At 45.7% G+C, this 20,090-nt stretch carries 19 protein-coding genes and 1 CRISPR repeat array (1 of these 20 cut by a window edge); of the genes, 11 read left to right on the plus strand and 8 right to left on the minus strand.

From position 1 onward, the window contains the following. Window positions 1-130 precede the first annotated feature (130 nt). The 5 genes from ACFSUC_RS02805 to ACFSUC_RS02825 all read right to left on the minus strand — a co-directional run bounded on the left by ACFSUC_RS02805 (window position 131) and on the right by ACFSUC_RS02825 (window position 4,254). Complete coding sequence (locus ACFSUC_RS02805) at window positions 131-451, minus strand: hypothetical protein (protein WP_379927927.1); 321 nt, start codon at window positions 449-451, stop codon at window positions 131-133. A 268-nt stretch (window positions 452-719) separates the two neighbouring features. Next, window positions 720-968, minus strand: coding sequence for a hypothetical protein (locus ACFSUC_RS02810; RefSeq protein WP_379927928.1), 249 nt, complete (start codon window positions 966-968; stop codon window positions 720-722). A 135-nt stretch (window positions 969-1,103) separates the two neighbouring features. Further along, entirely contained in the window at window positions 1,104-1,664 is a 561-nt protein-coding gene (locus ACFSUC_RS02815) for an RNA 2'-phosphotransferase (RefSeq protein ID WP_379927929.1), read from the minus strand. 147 nt (window positions 1,665-1,811) lie between these two features. Further along, on the minus strand, window positions 1,812-2,060 hold the full coding sequence (locus ACFSUC_RS02820) for a hypothetical protein (protein ID WP_379927930.1): 249 nt from the start codon (window positions 2,058-2,060) through the stop codon (window positions 1,812-1,814). Window positions 2,061-2,082: 22 nt separating this feature from the next. Beyond that, window positions 2,083-4,254: a hypothetical protein gene (locus tag ACFSUC_RS02825; protein WP_379927931.1), complete on the minus strand. Its 2,172-nt coding sequence runs from the start codon at window positions 4,252-4,254 to the stop codon at window positions 2,083-2,085. A 402-nt stretch (window positions 4,255-4,656) separates the two neighbouring features. Here ACFSUC_RS02825 and ACFSUC_RS02830 point away from each other — a divergent pair, with 402 nt between their 5' ends. The 4 genes from ACFSUC_RS02830 to ACFSUC_RS02845 are packed head-to-tail and all read left to right on the plus strand — an operon-like array spanning window position 4,657 to window position 7,676. Further along, window positions 4,657-5,781, plus strand: a complete 1,125-nt coding sequence (locus ACFSUC_RS02830) for a glycosyltransferase family 4 protein (RefSeq protein WP_379927932.1) — start codon at window positions 4,657-4,659, stop codon at window positions 5,779-5,781. Then, window positions 5,778-6,881 (plus strand): glycosyltransferase family 4 protein, encoded by a 1,104-nt coding sequence (locus tag ACFSUC_RS02835; RefSeq protein WP_379927933.1) that lies wholly within the window; start codon window positions 5,778-5,780, stop codon window positions 6,879-6,881. The genes ACFSUC_RS02830 and ACFSUC_RS02835 overlap by 4 nt, the downstream gene beginning before the upstream one ends. Before the next feature lie 32 nt (window positions 6,882-6,913). Beyond that, the gene (locus ACFSUC_RS02840; protein WP_379927934.1) at window positions 6,914-7,153 is read left to right on the plus strand and encodes a hypothetical protein; all 240 of its coding nucleotides are present in this window, start codon (window positions 6,914-6,916) and stop codon (window positions 7,151-7,153) included. A gap of 13 nt (window positions 7,154-7,166) precedes the next feature. Beyond that, complete coding sequence (locus ACFSUC_RS02845) at window positions 7,167-7,676, plus strand: PIG-L deacetylase family protein (protein ID WP_379927935.1); 510 nt, start codon at window positions 7,167-7,169, stop codon at window positions 7,674-7,676. A 116-nt stretch (window positions 7,677-7,792) separates the two neighbouring features. Here ACFSUC_RS02845 and ACFSUC_RS02850 read toward each other — a convergent pair whose 3' ends face one another. Further along, on the minus strand, window positions 7,793-7,990 hold the full coding sequence (locus tag ACFSUC_RS02850) for a helix-turn-helix domain-containing protein (RefSeq protein WP_379927972.1): 198 nt from the start codon (window positions 7,988-7,990) through the stop codon (window positions 7,793-7,795). Between the two features lie 225 nt (window positions 7,991-8,215). Between ACFSUC_RS02850 and ACFSUC_RS02855 the strand changes: the two genes are divergently transcribed. After that, window positions 8,216-8,962: a ZIP family metal transporter gene (locus tag ACFSUC_RS02855; RefSeq protein WP_379927936.1), complete on the plus strand. Its 747-nt coding sequence runs from the start codon at window positions 8,216-8,218 to the stop codon at window positions 8,960-8,962. A 101-nt stretch (window positions 8,963-9,063) separates the two neighbouring features. Here ACFSUC_RS02855 and ACFSUC_RS02860 read toward each other — a convergent pair whose 3' ends face one another. Together ACFSUC_RS02860 and ACFSUC_RS02865 are read right to left on the minus strand one after the other, a co-directional pair. After that, entirely contained in the window at window positions 9,064-9,921 is an 858-nt protein-coding gene (locus tag ACFSUC_RS02860; protein ID WP_379927937.1) for a YhcN/YlaJ family sporulation lipoprotein, read from the minus strand. 83 nt (window positions 9,922-10,004) lie between these two features. Then, window positions 10,005-10,748, minus strand: a complete 744-nt coding sequence (locus tag ACFSUC_RS02865; RefSeq protein WP_379927938.1) for a CAP domain-containing protein — start codon at window positions 10,746-10,748, stop codon at window positions 10,005-10,007. Window positions 10,749-10,969: 221 nt separating this feature from the next. Between ACFSUC_RS02865 and ACFSUC_RS02870 the strand changes: the two genes are divergently transcribed. Genes ACFSUC_RS02870 through ACFSUC_RS02895 form a run of 6 tightly spaced genes read left to right on the plus strand, consistent with a single transcriptional unit; the run spans window position 10,970 to window position 19,478 of the window. Next, entirely contained in the window at window positions 10,970-12,001 is a 1,032-nt protein-coding gene (locus ACFSUC_RS02870; RefSeq protein ID WP_379927939.1) for an SDR family NAD(P)-dependent oxidoreductase, read from the plus strand. After that, window positions 12,001-13,368, plus strand: coding sequence for a CDP-glycerol glycerophosphotransferase family protein (locus ACFSUC_RS02875; protein WP_379927940.1), 1,368 nt, complete (start codon window positions 12,001-12,003; stop codon window positions 13,366-13,368). Before ACFSUC_RS02870 ends, ACFSUC_RS02875 begins: the two co-directional genes overlap by 1 nt. A 35-nt stretch (window positions 13,369-13,403) precedes the next feature. Then, complete coding sequence (locus ACFSUC_RS02880; protein WP_379927941.1) at window positions 13,404-14,141, plus strand: acylneuraminate cytidylyltransferase family protein; 738 nt, start codon at window positions 13,404-13,406, stop codon at window positions 14,139-14,141. A gap of 16 nt (window positions 14,142-14,157) precedes the next feature. Beyond that, on the plus strand, window positions 14,158-15,621 hold the full coding sequence (locus tag ACFSUC_RS02885) for a hypothetical protein (RefSeq protein ID WP_379927942.1): 1,464 nt from the start codon (window positions 14,158-14,160) through the stop codon (window positions 15,619-15,621). Between the two features lie 15 nt (window positions 15,622-15,636). Next, window positions 15,637-17,121 (plus strand): hypothetical protein, encoded by a 1,485-nt coding sequence (locus ACFSUC_RS02890; RefSeq protein ID WP_379927943.1) that lies wholly within the window; start codon window positions 15,637-15,639, stop codon window positions 17,119-17,121. Further along, window positions 17,118-19,478 carry a CDP-glycerol glycerophosphotransferase family protein gene (locus ACFSUC_RS02895; RefSeq protein ID WP_379927944.1) on the plus strand — a complete coding sequence of 787 codons (2,361 nt, stop codon included), beginning with the start codon at window positions 17,118-17,120 and terminating at the stop codon, window positions 19,476-19,478. The genes ACFSUC_RS02890 and ACFSUC_RS02895 overlap by 4 nt, the downstream gene beginning before the upstream one ends. Before the next feature lie 265 nt (window positions 19,479-19,743). Continuing rightward, a CRISPR array of direct repeats spans window positions 19,744-20,090; the repeat unit is 29 nt; unit sequence CTTTATATCCCACTACGTTCAGATAAAAC; it runs 472 nt beyond the window's last position.

Below are 20,090 nucleotides of genomic sequence, written 5' to 3' on the forward strand. Positions count from 1 at the left end.
GTCCCCTCTTCCGTCTTTTCTATTTATTGTAGCCTGTTTGACAGAGAGGGAGCAAACTTGACTTGCAGAGACAAAAAATCCTTGCGTTCCCAGAAGGGAAGACGCAAGGATGCGATCGGTGTGGATACATTTACAGTTTGGCGCAAAATTGCTCGAGGTCTTCGATAAAGTCTTGCATCGCCTGCTTGTCCTCAGGCGACAGCTCTTCACATGAATCGTCCTGCTGTCCACTATCCTTGCCCTGCTTATTCTGCTGCTGATCCTGGTTTTTATCCTTCTGCTGTCCTTGCTTGCCCTTCTGCTGGTCTCCACCCTCCTCACCGAGCTGCTGGTTGCATTGCTCCAGCAGGGCAGTTGCCACAAACTCGGCACTCAGTCCATAATGTCTGACCAGTCCTTCCAGCTCCAGCAGTTGCATATGATTGTCGGTAATCTGTTTCAATCGGCTCATCGGCTTGCGTTCCCTCCATCTCGATTGGTATGTGCCGGATATCCATATCCAAACACAGCTATGGAGTTAGGATGACCCAATCGGCTGAAAAACATGAATTTAAAAATATTGGACGAGCGGTGGGCTGATTATCGGACATTTGCACATATTGTCTGTCGCTTGGCAGAAGTCACTCTCTTTCTATCGCTTCTGAAAGAGTCAATGTAATGTTCAACCTCCTGAACAAAACAAACTAACAAAGTCCTTGCAGCATGGGGATAAGTATATTTTATCTTCCAGAAGAGAAAAACGTATATTCAGGAAATTCTTTCTCACTATCATATATTTTGAATATTTTAAAGAGAGCTTGTGCGCAATAAATATTTGTATAACCGCCAGGAACTTCATTTATCATAGTATATTCTCTAGTTTCCCTGTTGATTTTTACTTTTCCTAACTGATTATGATTAGGCCCAAATTCATAGATCATATATTCTGAATCCTCTCCCCTTTTAAAAATGTCTATGTGAAGTTCCATATAAACACCTCATAAATTAATAATTTAATTAACACATGATTGGTATGTGCTGTGCCGGATTTCAATGTCCAAACACAACTATGGAGTTAGGATGACCGAATGGGCAGGAAAACATGAATTTAAAAATATTGGGCCTCATGATTCCTCGTGATCGAACGGCATCCGTTTGAGATAACGTGGCGGAATTTGATCTGCCAGCCATATCGTGTCGTTGCCCAGATAAAAGGCATAACCGTCCATATGGGCTTGCCTGGCGTCAATTTGCAGCAACACCGGAGCCGGATCTTTTCGTTTCCCCACGATTCGTGCGGTGGGCTGATCAGCGGACATATGCACATATTGTCTGCCGCTTGGCAGAAGTCCCTCTCTTTCTATCGCAGCCATGAATCGATTGGCAGTACCGTGATATAATACAGGCGGAGGTTCACTTTGTTCTTTGACCATTTTCTTACTTAAAGTATGCCCATAGAGCGCCCGAATTTTACCATCCTTCATTTCATGTCGTTGCTTCGGTGAATGATTGATCATATTTCGAATGTCTGCTTCCTCTAACTGCTGCCATTGGGGCTGCAAACGAAAAGCACTGAGCAGTTGCTCAAGCCTTACCCAGCCATTCTCATCCAGTTCCAATTCAAATTCCCAAGGCGCATGTCTGAGGGCATAGGAGATTTGCTTGCTTAGCTCCCGATTGCTCATTTATGATTCCTCCTTTACCAGCATGAGATCTTCATTGAAATAGCGTTTGGATTTCTTCTTCCTATTTACGTTCAAGTTATGACTGTTCTCTTATTTAATAGGTTTTGAAATTTTTAGATAATAAGTTGGTGAACTGCAATGACACTATCATCTACCAGAGCAATAAAACAGATACTCAGGAAATTCTTTATTATTATCCAACAATTCAAATAATTTAATTAATGTTTTAGCACAGTAAGGATTGGTGATTCCACCTGGAACTTCACGGAGTAGTTGATATTCTCTTGTGAATTTATTTAGCCGAAGCTTGCCTAAAGTTTCCTTGTCAGGACCAAATTCATAGATGACATGTTCACTATCTTCACTTACTTTTAATATATCTACGTAATATCCCAATTTGCTCACTCCCTATACGTAATTAAGATATCTTGTTTAGATACGCTACTTGTTCCGAAACATCAAGGCCTTGTTTTTTTCTTTCTTCTATAACTTTTTCAGCCCTTTCGATTTCAGAGTTTCTGAACGAACTATCATTGTTTATTTTTTCCATATGTTTCTGAGCTTCTTGTGTACTGACTCCTTTACTTCCATATCCTAATGATGGTGTAGATTGAGTTTCTGTACTACTCCTGCCTCCACTGGAGTTAGTATTTGAAGAAGAGTTTGTGCTAGAATTTGAGCTTTTGGAAGTATTATTAGAGGTTGTACGATTATCATTAGTTTGAGATTGAATATTGTATAATTTCTCTAACCAGGTTTCTTGTGCGGATACATCTAAACCGTATTGTTTGCGGTATTGAATAACTTCTTGTGTACGTATAATTTCAGAATTCCTATACTCATTGTCCGCATATAACTTTGTCATATTATCCTTCGCTTTTTCTACAGTAGTTGTAGAACCATATCCTCTCGTATAAGATTGATCTATATCTTTAAGTTTATTCAGATAGTTTTTAGCAGAACTTGTATCCTCCCCGATCAATCCTTGATGCATAATAACGGACTCTGCTCTTTCCATTTCTTCTAGTCTATATGCATGATCTGTCTTTAATCTCTCCAAATTCTGAGTCGCTTGTTCTCTAGTGGTTTTATCACCATGGATATTCGGAAATTCATCTTTATAATTAGATGGAATCTTGTAAACTGATTCATTCCACCTAAAATATTCCTCAGATGCTCTATGAGCTTGTTCATAGGTAGCCCCATTTAGTTTCATGTATGTGGACTCAAATAGCTCATGATGGAGAAGGAGAATATCTTTTTCGAGATATTCATTATTTATAAGGCGCTCCCATGCCATTGCCATTTCATAATCAGGATCAAACCTTTTAACACTACCGTTATTGTGCAAATGCGATTCGAAAAATATATGATTTTTTATTCGAGTGATGGCTTCTTTGTTTATTCCGGTATTCTCAGAAATATTATCTATATCATTATTCAATAATCTAAATGTATCATAAAATTTTATTGCTGTTTTTTCCCTTTTCATTACTTTATCAATTGATAAACCAATTTCATCAACTAACTGACCGTCTTTTGCATCCTCAGTTATTTTTTGAAGCTTTATTTCTTCTTTCATGTAGCTCTCAACACTTCTAATTGCTCTTTTTTCATCAATATGCTGAATCACTCGAACAACAACTTTACTTGTTGCACCAGAAATACCAGCTCCTACTGCTGCATTAACAACATTGCCGCCAATCAATTTTCCTATGAAATTGGCTTTTTCGTTTTCATTGAGACTGTTAAAATGATTATACGCATCTGCTACGTTATCCCATTTATCTACAAAATATTTTCCAGGGCTATCAATAAACTTCTCTACTTCATTTTTCAAATTTACAATAACATATTTAGCACCTGCTTCAATTGTCCCTACAGGATCATTATAAAATTGGACAGCCACATCCTTCAAATCCGTAATGCTTTCTGTAAAACCGTTCTTAAATCCGTTAGCAAAGTCAGCAGTCCAGTTGGCTTTCCTTTGGGTTACACTTAATGCCTTAATTTCTGCGATCTTATCCTGTAGTCGATTACCTCCTTCGCCTCTTTCCCATGGCTGCATAAATGCGAAGGTGTCAGGATGATAAGCTTGGTTGACGGCATAATTCAAAAACTTAATCGCATATTCTTCATGATGATGGGCTAAATTTATCAGCTCATATGTACCAAAATTAGTTCCTTCTTTTCTCTGGAATGCATCCAACAGCATTCTGTAGTTTTTATCGTTAAATTCACTACTAGAAGCTGTAGAAGCGGATGCAACTGTGGATTTTGGCTGGCTGATATAAGTTCCATGGTAAGTAGAAGAACTGCTTGGTGTGCGGGAGGAGGAAAGAGTGCCACTGCTCGTATATGTTGTACTGGCGCTGGTAAACCGAACTACAGTTGACGAGCTTAGACTGTTGCTTGAACTGCTTGCATATGTACTTGAACTGCTGGGTGTAAGCGAAGAAGACAGAGTACCACTATTAGTATACGTAGTACTAGGATTTGTGAATCGGACCACACTCGAAGAAGAAGCGGTGTTACTTGCATTTGTACGGTAATAAGTAGATGAACTGCTTGGATTTTGGTTAAGCTTCAATGTACCACTGCTCGTATATGTAGTATAACTTGATGATGTGGACCTTACAGAACTTGATGAAGCAATTGACGTACTGCTACTTCTAATAGTACTGGAAACGTTTGCATTTCCGGCAGTACGAGACGATGATTGAGAAGACGACCCTCCATACGAATTGTACGTGGGCACATGGTAACTGGTTGTTGCTGTGTTTGTTACACTCATAACTCCATTTCACCTCATATTTACATTTTTTTCACCTTATAAAAATATACCATCTATTTGAAATTGATTCAATAACCAATTATTATATGATTTAAGGAAGAAATTAATTATTTCTTGTAGTATAATGGAAAAGAATGCGTTTGCACAACACTTTATTACCTACTATTATGCAAAAAAATGTTTCTGAGGTGATCTGCCATGATAAACATTGGCTTTAAAAATCGTTATAAAGTCCTTCACTTTACCAATGAAATTGGTTCTTATATCGTCGGAGGGATGGCTACTTTCATCAATCAATTATATACACACCATACAGATGAGATCGGGTTTGTACATTTTTATAATTCGGATGAAGATCTGTCGCTAGCCCGATATCCCGGCCAGAAGAATATTCTTGCTGTTTCTTATGATGAACTGGATAGATTAAAGGAACTTTCATTTGATATAGCAGTGTCACATTTTTATTTTTTTGATTTTTTAATCAATGAAGAAATATTACAAGATAAACCACTTGTCTATATCGTTCATTCTGTACCAACTACAGAACCATACGACCTTCGTGATCCATTCGGAGGGAACCATTTAATTAAAGAACAATTTGAAAAATCTTGCCGCAGAGCAGATGTCATCGTCAATATATCAAAATCAGAACAAAAAAAACTAACTACTATTTATCCATCATTAGAGCCAAAAACTCATATGATCTACAATGGGATGGATTTCCAACACCCTACAAATCAGTATCAAAGAAAAGAACAATCACAAAAACATTTCGGTTTTTTAGGAAGACTAGATCATCGCAAGGGCTTGTTAGAGACAGTAAAAGCTTTCCGCGGTCTGAATGCTCATTTACATATAGCTTGTGGAAATGAAGATCCCTTTTATTTGAATCAAATTCTATCCTTTATAGAAGCAGCAGATATGGGTGATAAAGTTCATTTTCATGGCTGGTGCCAAGGGGAAAGAAAAGAGAGCTTTCTACAGTTTATCGACGCACTGATTGTACCTTCTTTATATGAACCTTTTGGTTATGTAGTTATAGAAGCAATGTCTCATCAAACACCGTTATTATGTAGCAATTCTGGTGCATTCACAGAGATTACAGGTAATCATCCCTATATGTTTGATCCATATCAACCTGAAACAATAAAGGATTGTATACAATATTTCCAAAATGATTCCACTGAAAATATTCAACTTCATACGATGGCATTAGTAGAAAGATTGCCTTTATTCACTTCAACTAGAATGATAGATCAATATAACCAACTTTTTAATAACATTGAAAATTCTCTACTTGAGAAAGGAGTGCTCTTAACATGATTCAAATGAATTTTCAAAAGCATTATCAGATTATTCATTTCACCAATGAAATTGGAAAAAACCGATTCGGTGGTGTTGGAACCTATATCAATGAGTGGTATGCAGCAAAAGAAAATAATATAGGCTTCGTATATCTTTATGATTCTATGAAATCTGATATATATATCGATGATTTCCCAGGTAAGGATCACATTCTAGCTATTCCCCTTGAGCGTATAAAAAAGATAAACGACATCTCTTTCGATATCGGTGTAATTCATTATTATGGCATGCAGACTTTGTTGGATGAAGATATATTTCTACACAAAAGACTGGTTTACGTTATTCATTGTATTCCCTCTACTGAACCTTATAATTTAGAAGACCCATTTGGGAAATCAGATATTCATCAAGACTTTCAGAGAATGTGTGAAAAAGCCGATTTAATTATATGTGTTTCATCAGATAGTAAAAACAAGCTTATCCAAATATTTCCTCAATTCAAGGAAAAAACACATGTCATTTATAATGGTTTAAATCAAACAACACCAAGTACGACAACCGATTCGGAGACCGTTTATCATAGAAAGAAATTTGGTTATATAGGTAGATTGGAATACCGTAAAGGGCTCATGGAGTGCTTAACATCAGTTAAGGATAAAGATGTTGAGTTGTATATAGCTTGTGGGAATGATGATCCCTTCTACCTCAGTGGAGTCCTTGATTATATAGAAGGTGCCAATATGCTCAATCGTGTTCATTTCTTAGGTCTGTGTCAAGGAGAAAGAAAATGGACTATGCTGAGAGAAATGGATGCAATTATCATACCATCACTGTATGAATCCTTCGGATATGTTTTATTAGAAGCTATGTTTGCTCGAGTGCCCGTAATATGTACTTCCATTGGTGGAATAAAAGAAATATTAGGTGATTATAAATATCAATTTAATCCATATATCCGAGGGGACTTGCAAGCATGCATATCTTCATTCCAGGAAGATAAAAATTCTGAAATAACCACTCAATTAGACAATCTTGTCTCACGCACAGATCTGTTTACCACACCGATAATGATTGAAAAATACAAGACACTCTTTTCCGAACAATTCTCAATAAATTAAACATAGAACATTTAGTTGGAGGTATGTTAGTGATGATAAATATCAAACTTCCCAAGGAAATTAGCTATAAGAATCATATTTTTGTACTTCCCAAAGAAATCAACGAAATCGACCCCCATGCAGAAGCGTATTTTATTCTTGATTTTGACCGAAAATTTGAAGATCCTGATTTAAATAAACGTCCTGTTCAAGTTGCCTATGTTCATAACCACCAAGATAAATACTTGTTAAATAAATATCATGTTATTCTCGGATCACTTTCAGAACTGTAAGCATGCTGGTGCTATGATGAAAATAAATAATTTGATGGTTGTAGCACATCCTGATGATGAATGTATTTTTGGCGGACATGCATTATTGATTGAGAAGGGATGGAAAGTTATTTGCCTTACGAACGGGACTCATCCTGTGAGATCCGTTGAGTACAAAAAAGTAATGACCGAATTGGGAGTCTCTTATGAGATGTGGAATTATCCTGATTTGTGGGGAGGAGATTTTGATCGGAATTCGTTGAAACAAAAATTAACACAAACATTGAATAATCAATCTTATCAAAAAATAGTCACACATAATTTAAATGGAGAATACGGTCATAGTCAGCATCGTGCATTATCTGAGATTATGCATGAACTTGTCCGAGAGAATTTATTTGTGTTTGGCACCTCTCATACCATGTTACCCTATCAGATTATACAAAAAAAAATTCAGTTACTAAGTTATTATCGCAGTCAAGCGGATGTCATTCGAACATTACACGAATATATTCAATATGAGAAGATCATTCAAGTGAACTAACTACCTTTTGCAGAATTGGACTGCGACTGGAGGAATCATCATTTTGAACATCAAAAACCTCCTTCTCCCCATCAGCACGCAATGAAGAAAAGAAGGTTATGATATGGTACCCATGGTTAAATCGACAGCTCCCCAAGCCGAATTAGCTCAACAACCGCTTGTGAACGACCTTTGACGTTCAGCTTCTGCATCACATTGGATATATGATTTCTGACGGTCTTTTCACTAATAAACAGCTGTTGGGCAATTTCTTTTGTTGTGCGGTCTTGTACGAGCAGTTCAAAGACCTCTCGTTCTCGGTTGGTTAAGATCATCTTGGTTCTGTGGTCGTTACCCTTCAATGTTTGCCACCCCTCCTTGTTCGGGCTTCACTTAATACAAGGTGTAGGGATACAGTCAAAATCAGTTTATGTACGGAGCGTGGCAAAGGTTCGATTTCCGCAGAAAATGGGCAGGTCTTCTCTTCCTTGCTTGCATAATCGGTGTGTGCGCAACCATACAATAAGAAGGACAAGTTGAGAATGTGCAGGTGATCGAAGATGGAATTCCATATCCTATGGGGAGGCATGCTGGCGACTGGAGGCTGTACGCTGTTGGGGGCCCTTCCCGCTATGCTGGTGCGCACGGTCACCCATCGCTTCAAGGACATGCTTCTGGCTTATACGGCCGGTATTATGGTGACCGCTTCCATATACAGTCTGATTCCGAGTGCGCTGGAAATGTCCAATTTGACCATCTTGTGCCTGGGAGTGCTTACAGGGACCTTGATGCTGACGTTGCTGGAATACCTCATTCCCCATCACGATCTGGATCACCAGCTTCCGGTGAGGGGTCCGCATGTAGAGCGAGGAACGATCTTGTTCATTTCGGCGATGGCTCTCCACAATTTGCCGGAGGGGTTGTCTGTCGGGGTCAGTTTCGCTTCAGCGGATATGGAACTGGCCGCGGTCGTCTCCTTCGCCATCGGTTTGCAGAATATCCCGGAAGGCGCCCTGATCGCCTTCTATTTGCTTGCATCCCATGTTCGCAGACGCTATGCCTTGCTGCTGACCGCTTGCACAGGATTGATGGAGCTGGTGGCTTTTCTCGCTGGATACAGCTTCTCGCAGTCGGTAGATCGCTTTGTTCCGTACGGTCTCGCCTTTGCTGCCGGAGCCATGTTGTTTATCGTATACAAGGAGCTCATTCCTGAGAGTCACGGGGACGGGCATGAGCGCATTGCCACATTTGCCTTTATGGCTGGCCTGCTCAGTATGATCATCATGACTCATTTGCTGGAATCATGAACAAGAGAAAAGAGTGAAAAAGAGCCCCTCATGGCACTTCGACAGGGTCGTCAAATCCATTGCAGGGGCTGTCATTATCCAGGTACTTGCAACAAACGGGCCTAGTCCATCATCCGTTCAAAAATGTTCCGGTCATCATCTCCGTCACGATCGCGATCCATCATGTCCAAACCATCACGATCTGCTCCATCCCGAAGTGCGTTGGCCGGGAAGATTCGGTTCATCATACTGTTGAATTCATCCATCATCCCACGTACCGGATTGCCGTCATCCATTCTGTCCATAAACCCGTTCATGCGGTTCATGAAATCCGGATTGGCGGACACGTACACATTGTTAATATCCGGCTTCATTTTCTTCACTTGGTTGGCGATGTCTGTCTTCACGCGATCTGTCACATCCTGATCGGTATCATCCGCACGATTGAATCTGGAATGTCGCTTGTTCTTGCCCATTCGCTCCTCCAGTTCCACCGCAATATATGCGTTGTCGTCTGTCAGAAGCACATTCGCAGAATCGATTTCTTTCATGGCCGACAGCTTCTCCGCAATATCATCTGCTTTTTCCATACGGGTGTTGGCATGCATGTCTCCATTTCTGCCATTCATCCCGTTGCGATTTCCATTGTTCATCCCTTTTGCTCTCATGCCATTGGCCTGACTGCGTGGTGTTGCGTAGTCGCTTTTATTGCGATGCGCATAGTAATGATCCGGTCCATCCTCATAGCCATAAGTCTGATTACGGCTCTGATTGCGCACTTGCCCACGGTTGCCAGCCAGATCCCGATTCATGCCCAGATCGTCATCATTCATGTAGCGGTTCATCCCGAACTGGCCCGTCTGATTGTTATTCCGGTTATCATTGTCCATTGCGCCATTGTTATTGGCATTGTTACAAGCCGCCAGAGACAAGATCGCTGCAGAGAGAACACCTAACCGTATCCATTTCAATTTCAACATTGTATACCCTCCATTGAGATGTCATGAATTCAAACTTAGGTTGCCGCAACCGGCCAGGCCTCATCCTATCAATGTTTGGCAATTCATTTGCCGATGAACATTTGCGTGAACATTTTGCCGCACGCGCCGCCATTGACGATGCCGATGCCGACATGATTAAAGTTCCCGCTCAGAATGTTTTTACGATGGCCCGATGAATTCATCAGGGCTTGATGGGCCTTGTCCACCGTCTGATTACACGCAATATTTTCTCCGGCAGTCCGATACGAGATGCCAAACTGCTTCATCATATCGAAGGGTGAACCGTAGGTCGGCGACTGATGAGAAAAGTAATTTTTGTTGATCATGTCACTGCTTTTCACTCTGGCTACCTTGGTCAGCGCAAGATCCGCTTTCAAGGCGCCCACACCTGCCTTCAATCGTTCCTGATTGACCAGATTCACCATTTTCTGCTCCTCAGGGGTCAGTCCTTTTATAGAAGGAGCAGGCGTCGGAGCGGGTGTAGGCTGTTTAGGCGCGGGCTGCTTCTGGATTTTCAAATTGCCATACGCCCACAAAATGGATTCCAGCGTCTTCCCGTCAATGGAACCTGTCACGGGCAAGCCATATTTATATTGAAAGTACTTGACTCCTCGCACCATCTGCGCGCCATATACCCCGTCTATTGCCCCGCCATAATAACCGAGGGTTTTCAGCATGCCCTGCGCGGCATATACATCCGGCCCCTTGGTTCCTTTTCCAAACGCTTCTGCCTGGACCAATCCCTGTGCGAACAGGATCACACAGATCAGCACAATAACCCCGGCTTTTTTCATTCCTCGCTGCACGTCTGTTCCTCCTTTACTGTCATCGTTTACGATGTGTCTGCTGCCTTTTTATATTTTCCATTCCAAGCCGATTCCATTTCAGCTTGTCCATCCATTTTATAGAAGTAATCCCGGTTGAAAGGTCCGCTTTGCAGGATGTCTTAAAATGTATGGCTGTCATAGCGCACTTTCCGTCAGGATTTCATAATGTAAAGTATCCCATTCTTTGAAAGGAGGACACAATGAACACAGCCGCAGATCAACTCAAGCTGTTTTTACGCAATCAACAAGTGCTTGTCACAGGTGGAACCGGCTCAATCGGCAGAGAAATTGTCGCAAGCCTCCTGAAGCATGGTGCCAGAAAGATTGTTATTTTCAACAAGGATGACAGCAAGCAATATTTACTGAAGCAAACATATGCAGGACTGCCCCATGTGCATTTTCTGCTTGGAGATATTCGGGATTATGAACGAGTGGAATTTGCGACCAGAGGGATGGATCTTATCTTTCACGCCGCTGCGCTCAAGCAGGTTCCGATCTGTGAAGAGCATCCCTTCGAAGCCGTAAAGACCAACGTACTCGGCAGTGAACATATCATTCGCGCCAGCATCGTTAACCAGGTACACAAGGTCGTGAACATCAGTACCGACAAAGCCGTCAATCCGACCAATACGATGGGGGCCAGCAAGCTGCTGGCGGAAAAACTGTTTAGTCAGGCCAACCAGATGCTGCATCCGTCCCGCACCCGATTTTGTTCGGTTCGCTTCGGCAACGTTCTGGGCTCCCGCGGGTCTGTCATTCCACTGTTTCTCCATCAGGTCAAAGCGCACAAGCCGTTGACCGTTACCGATTCGCGCATGACCCGTTTCTTTATGTCTATTCATCAGGCCGCCTATTTGACCCTCAAGGCTGCGCTGTACTGCTCGGGCGGCGAAACCTTTATTCTGAAAATGGAATCGTTGCGGCTGAGTGATCTGTGCAAGGCCATGTCCCTCTTTTGCAAACAGGAACAGCTGCCGGAGCCCCATGTGCAGGTGATCGGGGTGAGACCGGGTGAGAAATTGCATGAAGAACTGCTCTCGGTGAAGGAAGTACGGCATTTATTTGAGGATGAAGAGCTATATGTGGTGTATCCCCCCGGCTTACAGCAAAAGGACAGTCAGCACTTTAAACCATCTGCCATTCAGGATTATCGTTCGGATCAGATTCAGCCGGCAACTCCTCGGAAATTGCTCGCGATCCTCAACCAATATGAGCAGCAGGGCAAGGTTTGATGATGAACCGACGAACGTCCATGATCTGGCAGTCCAGTCTGCATTTCTTGCATGTATACCGGAAGCTGCGCTTTCTCGGCGTTTCGCTTGCACCACTGCTGCTTCGAGATTTCCAGAAATACGCCTCTCTTCACCTTGCTGCCTTTCAGCGGGCGGGATTAACCCGCAAGCATGCAAATCTAAGCAACATTCAGCGGGCCTGTACGCCCTATTTTCCAGTCTCCAGGCCGAACTATGCCCGGCCCGGCTATACGCTCGTTAAAGCCGATCTGTATGCCGTCACAGAAGGGATCTCGAAGGAGAAATTTGTCTACCTTGCTCATCATCGGCATGAATATGAACGGATGCGAAAAACGAAAGCATGCCGCCCGTTGCTGCTGCTGGATCAGCTCAAACCGGTTAAATGCTCTACGCACAAGGTGTGGAAACAGTTCAAGCACATCGTTTCATCTGCCAAAACTCCCGCTCCACTTCGAAGCCAGCCCTTCCAGCGGTGGATGAAGATCAGACTGCGAAAAGCGATGCTGCGACTTCGCAAGATGCAGACCTTGTTCAAGCGCTATGCGATCAAACGCACGATCTATGGATCGACCCTCAATCGACATGGCAGTCTGGTGACCACCTATGCGCAAACCCGCCGGATTCCGACGTTGAACGTGCAGCATGGCATCTTCGGTCCTCTCGGTCATTTGCCTGTCAATGCCGATCTCAATTTCGTATGGGGTCGTTCCCATGCGGAGTACCTGCAATCGTTTGGGGCAAAGCCCGCTAACCTCATCGTCAATGGTCCCCTGTTCTTTCGTAGCTGCAAACTTCGGCACCGTCAGGCTGCTCATGAGGCCTCCCTGTCTTCCGCCGACTCTCCCTTGCGTGTGCTGGTCGCTCTGCAACCGCTTGGGCGAACCTACAACAGGACTCTGATACGCATCATTGAACAGGCTGCCCGCTCGACGAGTTCACACATACAGCTGCAATACAAGCTACACCCCGATCATGGGGCAGGACGTCCTTACCGACGATACGTGCAGCGGCGACAATCCCGGCTTGTACCGCATGGACACATTCCGCTGGAATCGCTAATTGACGCATGCGACCTGGTCATCACACCGTATTCCTCTGTCGCCTTTGAAGGCATGATACAGCAAAAACCGGTGTTATTTTATCGAAAGCCGCCTCCCCTCTACTATCTGGAGCAGTCACCGATCTATTTTCGTGAAAGTGCGGCATTGCAATCCTGGCTGGCTGCTGCCCTGAAGGACAAATCCGCCCTGCAAGCCATACAGGAACGTAACAAACCGAAGGATGCCTTGCCGGATCAGGCGGATTACAAACTGCGCATGTGGGAGACCATCCATGCACAGAGCTGAATGTCTGCAAGGAAGAAGCCTCTGTCCGGGAGGCAATGGAGGGAATGGAGGGGATCGGATTGAAGAAGCAGACGTGGCTGGCGATTATTCCTGCGCGAGGAGGCTCGAAGGGCGTTCCCAACAAGAACATTCGCAAACTGGGCGGTAAACCGTTAATCGCCTGGACGATTGAAGCCGCATTGCGAGCGACCAGACTCAGCCGCATCATCGTTACCACAGACAGTCCGTCCATCGCTGCCGCAGCGGTTCGCGCCGGTGTACCACACCCGCTGATTCGCCCCGCCTCTCTTGCCGCAGATGACACCCCGATGCGAGACGTCATTCTCCACACACTGGACCAGGTTGCCCAAACCGATAGCCAGCTTCCTGAAGGCTTCGTGCTTCTGCAACCGACCAGTCCCTTCCGCACCGCCGTTCACATTGATGAAGCGATCACGTTATTCGAAAGCCGTACCTGCCTGTCCGTCGTGGGGGTGACGCAGGCAAGCGAGCATCCCTATCTCATGAAACGGATAGATAAGCACGGGGCGCTGCGCAGCTTGTTCCCCACCGACAAATCCATCACACGCAGACAGGACTTTCCCCCCTACTATCTGGTCAACGGCAGCATCTATGCCTGTCAGACCGAAGCCTTCCTCGCCTGTGGAGAAGTGAAGGACTGTCAGCCTTGCTTGCCGTATGTCATGGATGCCTTTTGCTCGCTGGATATTGACACCGAGCGGGACCTTCACCAGGCCCGCGTCCAGATGAGGCAGAAGAAAAATCGTGAATAGCAAAGGAGGATGCAAGATGTTTGGAGGCGAGACCATCACCCCATACGTCACTTTGAAATACGGGCTGACCCAAGATTTTTTTGAAGCCTTTCAATCCCTGACCTACTGCGGTATCGAGATCCCGCTGGTATTGATGCGCAGTTATCATAAGCTGATTGAACCGGCGGTTGTGACCTGGTCCAGTCAGACCCAGCACGTTCGGAAACGCCATGTGTATCCGACGCGTTCCTTTGAAGCGCTGCAAAAAGTTCTTGATCGATCGCCCACTCCTGTTTCCCATGCTGCCAGCCCATCCAGACGAAAATCTGTACTGCTTCCCGGGAGACTGGCTTTTCTCGCCGTTCGTTCGCTTTCCAGACATCGTGTTATCCTGAGCGTTTCCAATATGTACGATCTTAAAGGGATTCGAGAGGTTCGGCTACCCGCCCATTTTCGGGTCTGGCATTTGCGAAGTGCCATGAAACAAGTGCGCGTCCCGGCATCGCATTTTGACCGCTATCGCAAACTCGCTCTGCAGCTGTTGGCAGACCAGCAGCACCATCCGCTCTTTCAGCAGGATTTCTTTCGAAAGTGGCTGCTGCAGCAATTGCCTGGTGCCATGAAGCTGGTTCGTACAACGGATCATTTTCTTCGCCGTTCTTCCGTACGGGTCATCCTGGACTACGACACGACCGTCGTCCCGGGAGAAGTCTGGTCCCTGCTGAGCAAGAAATACCAGCTGCCGTACGTCTACTTGCAATATCATATGCCTATGATTTATCCGTTGTTCCCCTTTCGCGCGGACTATTACTGCATGTGGGGCAAGCATTATCGGGAATGGCTGGAAAGGCACGGCGTTCCTGCTGCACGTATCCGTGAAATCGGCAGTATCCGTCTGGAAGGCACAACCCGAGGCAAATGGATGAACAAAAAGGAACTGTGTGCCAGACTGGATATTCCGGCACATCATCTGGTTATTGCCTTTGGCGGAAGAACAGATACACGAAGCAATGAACGGTTTCTGCGCTGGATGGTAAATGCGAGCACCGACCTGCCGATCACGATCGTATACAAGCCCCACCCCAAGCATCCCCATCCGTACGACCACATCATCGGCCACTATGCCCATGCCCGGCTGTTCCCGGCTGACCTTCATCTTAATCATCTGCTCAGCGGCATGGATATGCTGGCCACCTTTCATTCTACGACTGGTGTGGAAGCCGCCCTTTTCCGCAAAAGTCTGATCAGCCTTCATGTAAAACCGCACGATGATTACTATGATCACTGTTCCATGTTCGCAAGAGCAAAGGCCGGCTCGATTGTGCATTCCGCGGAGGAACTGCGCACACTGCTGCATGCCCTTGTCCACGATGAGCAGAGGCGAGCGCAGCAGCAGGCTGCCACCAGAGCATTTCTGGCCGATATGATTCGGCTACCCGGCTCACCAGCCAAGCGAGTCAACGTACTCGTTTCCCATCTCATCTCCGGAAAGCTGCCATAAGAGGAGGACGCCACTATGTTCGGGGGAGACCACATCTCACCATATGTCATTATGAAGTACGGTCTGACGCAGGAGTTTTTTGAATTGTTTCATCCGATATCGTATTGCGGCGTTGAGATCCCGCTGTTTCTCATGCGCAATTTCCATCAATATATCGAACCGATGCTGCGTCAATGGTCGGAGGACGTCAAACTCACCCAGCAAAAATGTAAGCAGTACCGACACCATACCTTTCCGGGCATGCAGCAGGTACTCGATCGTTCCCCCCAGCCTGCCCTGGAACTGACGCTTCCCGTCCGGCGGCAACGTGTGCTGCTCCCTGGACGGATCGCCTATGTCGCGACCCGATCCCTCTCACGCCATGCCGTCACCTTGCTCATCTCCAATTCGTATGATGTCAGAGGGGTTCGGGCGCAGAAGCTGCCCAGGCACTTTAAGATCTGGAATTTCAGAAATCAGTTCCTGAACATCCAGATTCCGCCTGAACATCTGCAAATTCTGAAACAACGGATGAATGTGCTTTTTCAGAAGCACGCCAAACATCCGGTATTTGGCCTTCCTGCCTTTCAAGACTGGATGAGAAAGCAGACAACGTTCAAAATCAGGCAACTGGCGGCAGCAGACTACTTGCTGCGCAGTCAACCGATCGGGGTCATTCTCGATTATGATACGTCCGTCATCCCGGGCGATATTCTGACCCTGCTCGCTGCCAAGTATCAAATTCCATATGTATTTCTTCAATATCATATGCCTATGTTTGAACCGCTTTTTCCGTTCCGCGCCTCCTACTATTGCATGTGGGGCAAGAACTATCGGGAATGGCTTGAAGACAAGGGCGTTCCAGCAGACAAAATCCGTGAGATTGGCAGCATTCGATTCGAGGGCGCACTGAAAGGAAAGTGGATGAGCCGCACTCAGCTCTGCAACAGGTTTCATATTCCGAGGCATCATCTGATCATCGCCTACACCGCCCAGACCCATCTCGAGACGAATCGTATGTTTTTGAGCTGGCTCATGCAGGCAAGCCAGCATTTGCCGGTTACGATCATGCTCAAGCTTCATCCCAAAGATACGCATTCCTATGATGATTTCCTGTCTACCTACTCCCAGATCCGGCTGTATCCGTCCAGTCTGTCTCTCTATCATTTGCTAAACGGCATGGATGTGCTGGCTACTGTCAATTCAACCACAGCTGTCGAAGCGGCCATGTTCAAAAAAGGGATTATCGTGCTGCAATCAGATACCTTGAGTGATCCGTATGATCTCTTGTCTACGCTGGCCAAAGCAAAGGCCGGGTTCACCGTCCAGTCTGTCCAGATGCTGCGTGAGAAACTGCAACTGCTCATCAACAGCGAAGAGGCCAAAGCCAGCTTAGCAGCGGCGGGGACGGCATTCCTGCACAACATGATTCGTGTACCTGGCTCTCCAGCTAACCGGGTGCGAAGTATGGTCGATCATCTTCTCCGAAAACCGACCGATGGAAAGGAGGAATCAGGATGAACATGGCCCAGTACCGAGCTTTCCAACTGACGAGCACTTTTTTTACCCTGTTCGATCATGTGCGCTACAAGCAGGTTCCCCTGCTGCGTGCACTCGCGTATGAGTTTCACCGCAAGGCCGTGCTGTATTATGAACCGATGAAGCCAGCCCGGTTGACTGCCCAGCATGTACACAAACTGTATGACATGCTTGTGGCCCAGGATCGCGTTCTGCCCGTTCCTTATCATCCTAAACCCGGCACTTCAGAGAAAATCGTATTCGGTTCTCTTGCCAATTATGGCTTCCAGCTTCCTGCCCACAAATTCATTCTCTGTCTGGATGGCAGTCAGCGGCGTAAATCTCCCTGCTATGTGCCTGAAGCGATGGCCCCTCTGAACACGCGCTCGTTCCCCTTTCTGGTGCGGCAAATCAAGGCCGTACTGCGAAGAAAAAACATGCATCCATTTTTCCGGAAACGCTGGGTTTTCCCCTGGCTGAAAGCTCGTCTTCCCTCGCTGATGCGCAAAGTGGACGGCATCGAAAGGCTGATGAATCTGACCTATGTGCGCGGCATTATCCAATCTTCCTCGGTCAACCCCGTAGGCTACCTGCTCGTGCATATGGGCAAACAGCGCAAAATCCCGACGATAAACATCCAGTATGGATTGATCGACTTTTACCAGACCTTATCCACGAATGCCGACTACTATTTTGCCTGGGGGCACACACACAAGAACCGACTGATGCACTACGGCACGCCTGCTTCCAAAATCCAGCTAATGGGCAATGCCCGCTTCGATCCCATCTTCACACAAACATGGATGGACAAAACACAGCTCGCCAGCCGACTGAAGTTCCCTGCTAACAAAACGGTCTTCTTCTATCCCGAACAGCCTGATCTGCCCGAACACAATAAAATCGTCGTCAACAAAATCATCAAGGCCCTGCTTCCTTACAGCAAGCACGTCATCCTGCTGGTGAAGAAGCATCCCAACCAGAAGCAGAGCGGACTGACCCTGGCCCTGCGCAGAAAATATCCATTTGCCAAACTCATCCCGCATGGCGCTATTCATCTATATGATCTGATCCACGGTTCCAACGCACTGCTCATTCAGTATTCCACGGTCGGACTGGAAGGCATGCTGTTTCAAAAGCCAGTCATCGCCCTCACCTTCTTCCCGAATCGCAAGCGCAAGGAATATTCCTATTACTCTTCCAGCCCGGCTATTACATCCGCCAGAGGGCAGTCCCAATTGAATGCGATTATTAGGCAATACCTGAAGTCTCAGCGTTACCGAAATCAAATGATGAACAGACAGAACCTCTACCGGGAACAGGCTTACAGCGGTACCCTGTCCTCGACCCGGATTCGTAATTTCGTAGAAGCAGTCAGCGGGATGAAGATCAACCGCACCGTCGCCATCTTGCCTGCATTCGCTGAATCGGCCCTGTATACCCGAACACTTGGCGGTTTTCCTTTCCTACTGCACAGTATTCACGCTGCCAAAAGCAGTCGGTGGATCGATGAGGTCCTCGTCATTACCCAGGACCCGCGGGTACATGACATCGCCCGTCTGGCCAACGTAACGGCCATCATGACCTCCCCCATGGACCCGTATCCCTATGCGGCGCCTATGTTGCAAACTTGTCTGCACACCCTTCGGTCTCTCAAGCGAACAGACCAGCCGCCATTTGAAAATATGATTATCCTTGATCCGTTGTATCCGCTGCTGCAAGCCAGACAGCTTGATCACGCACTGCGTGCCTTTTCGTCGAGACTGGCCGACTCCATGATGGCGATCGCGCCAGCATCCAGGCTACCTTCACCGCACCAATTTTCGACGGCAGACTATCCGACCCTGCACTGGACGATCGAGGGAACGAAACATAGTCCCACGGGTGCTCTATTTATGCTGAAAACGGTCATGGCTGAACAGAAGCAGGCCCTCATCGGCCATCGGACTTTACCGCACATCATTGCACCTGAAGAGGGGAATCGGCCCATCGTGACTGAAAAAGATTGCGCTTATGCAGAGGACATTTTACAGGGAAGAAGACGAGCCATTCTGCTTCAGGTCAGAAAGCGACGGGCGATTATGGTCTGGAGGCAAAAAAGAAGAAAAGCACACCAATTGCAAAAACGACGGGCCATCCTGCGCAGAAGAAGCCTTCTGCAACGTACGTTGCAATTGCGTAAAAAAAACGCCAGCTCGCTCTCGCTAATCAGGCACAACAGCTTAGGCAAAAGCGTCTTCGACCCGTTCTTCCGAGACGACAGAAACCAAAGCGAACAGCAGTCGGACCACGTGTTCAAAAGAGGCCTTCAAAACCTTCTCGTCAGAGAAGGAGGAAAAGATAATGGACAATTGCACCTTTAAGAAGCTTCCACCCCTATCGAATGTATAGGAAGTGGAACTCTTAGAGGTGTTTTTGCGTCTATGTCGTTTCACAATTTGATGCTGACATGTACATTGTCCCCGATATCGATGGGAGTGCGGTGGCAGTGAAAAAGAATCAATTTGGTTGGTATCCCAAGGCCCGCCCCTTGATTTTTGATCTCGTATGCTTGAAGGGACTGGGTAAAGTGTCTTACTACGTTCAGATAAAACAAGGCTCAAAATGATCGGCATGCCAGCCCTTTTTCTTTATATCCCATTACGTTCAGATAAAACGTCAGCCGGTCACGTTGCGTATGTTCGATGAGTACGCTTTATATCCCACTACGTTCAGATAAAACCAAAATGATGCAAGAAAAAAGACATGGCTTCAAATCTACTTTATATCCCACTACGTTCAGATAAAACTGAGCCGACAATGCATGATTGACGGTTTTTTTGTACTTTATATCCATCTACGTTCAGATAAAACTCGATATTTTTAATACTATCTGGCGTGAAATCCTCCTTTATATCCCACTACGTTCAGATAAAACGGATCTCCACCGCCGCCGCTGCCCTGCACAATATACTTTATATCCCACTACGTTCAGA

Origin of the sequence: Marinicrinis sediminis, from assembly GCF_042685085.1 — a bacterium.
In the GTDB taxonomy this organism is placed as follows: Bacteria; Bacillota; Bacilli; order Paenibacillales; family KCTC-33676; genus Marinicrinis; species Marinicrinis sediminis.

What these genes read in the sequence shown, in the direction of transcription:
- ACFSUC_RS02840 (WP_379927934.1), top strand. Translation starts at nt 6,914, where the DNA reads ATGATAAATATCAAACTTCCCAAGGAAATTAGCTATAAGAATCATATT.
- ACFSUC_RS02895 (WP_379927944.1), top strand. Translation starts at nt 17,118, where the DNA reads ATGAACATGGCCCAGTACCGAGCTTTCCAACTGACGAGCACTTTTTTT.
- ACFSUC_RS02875 (WP_379927940.1), top strand. Translation starts at nt 12,001, where the DNA reads ATGATGAACCGACGAACGTCCATGATCTGGCAGTCCAGTCTGCATTTC.
- ACFSUC_RS02850 (WP_379927972.1), bottom strand. Translation starts at nt 7,990, where the DNA reads ATGATCTTAACCAACCGAGAACGAGAGGTCTTTGAACTGCTCGTACAA.
- ACFSUC_RS02855 (WP_379927936.1), top strand. Translation starts at nt 8,216, where the DNA reads ATGGAATTCCATATCCTATGGGGAGGCATGCTGGCGACTGGAGGCTGT.
- ACFSUC_RS02845 (WP_379927935.1), top strand. Translation starts at nt 7,167, where the DNA reads ATGATGAAAATAAATAATTTGATGGTTGTAGCACATCCTGATGATGAA.
- ACFSUC_RS02805 (WP_379927927.1), bottom strand. Translation starts at nt 451, where the DNA reads ATGAGCCGATTGAAACAGATTACCGACAATCATATGCAACTGCTGGAG.
- ACFSUC_RS02835 (WP_379927933.1), top strand. Translation starts at nt 5,778, where the DNA reads ATGATTCAAATGAATTTTCAAAAGCATTATCAGATTATTCATTTCACC.
- ACFSUC_RS02810 (WP_379927928.1), bottom strand. Translation starts at nt 968, where the DNA reads ATGGAACTTCACATAGACATTTTTAAAAGGGGAGAGGATTCAGAATAT.
- ACFSUC_RS02870 (WP_379927939.1), top strand. Translation starts at nt 10,970, where the DNA reads ATGAACACAGCCGCAGATCAACTCAAGCTGTTTTTACGCAATCAACAA.
- ACFSUC_RS02885 (WP_379927942.1), top strand. Translation starts at nt 14,158, where the DNA reads ATGTTTGGAGGCGAGACCATCACCCCATACGTCACTTTGAAATACGGG.
- ACFSUC_RS02890 (WP_379927943.1), top strand. Translation starts at nt 15,637, where the DNA reads ATGTTCGGGGGAGACCACATCTCACCATATGTCATTATGAAGTACGGT.
- ACFSUC_RS02830 (WP_379927932.1), top strand. Translation starts at nt 4,657, where the DNA reads ATGATAAACATTGGCTTTAAAAATCGTTATAAAGTCCTTCACTTTACC.
- ACFSUC_RS02815 (WP_379927929.1), bottom strand. Translation starts at nt 1,664, where the DNA reads ATGAGCAATCGGGAGCTAAGCAAGCAAATCTCCTATGCCCTCAGACAT.
- ACFSUC_RS02880 (WP_379927941.1), top strand. Translation starts at nt 13,404, where the DNA reads ATGGAGGGAATGGAGGGGATCGGATTGAAGAAGCAGACGTGGCTGGCG.
- ACFSUC_RS02860 (WP_379927937.1), bottom strand. Translation starts at nt 9,921, where the DNA reads ATGTTGAAATTGAAATGGATACGGTTAGGTGTTCTCTCTGCAGCGATC.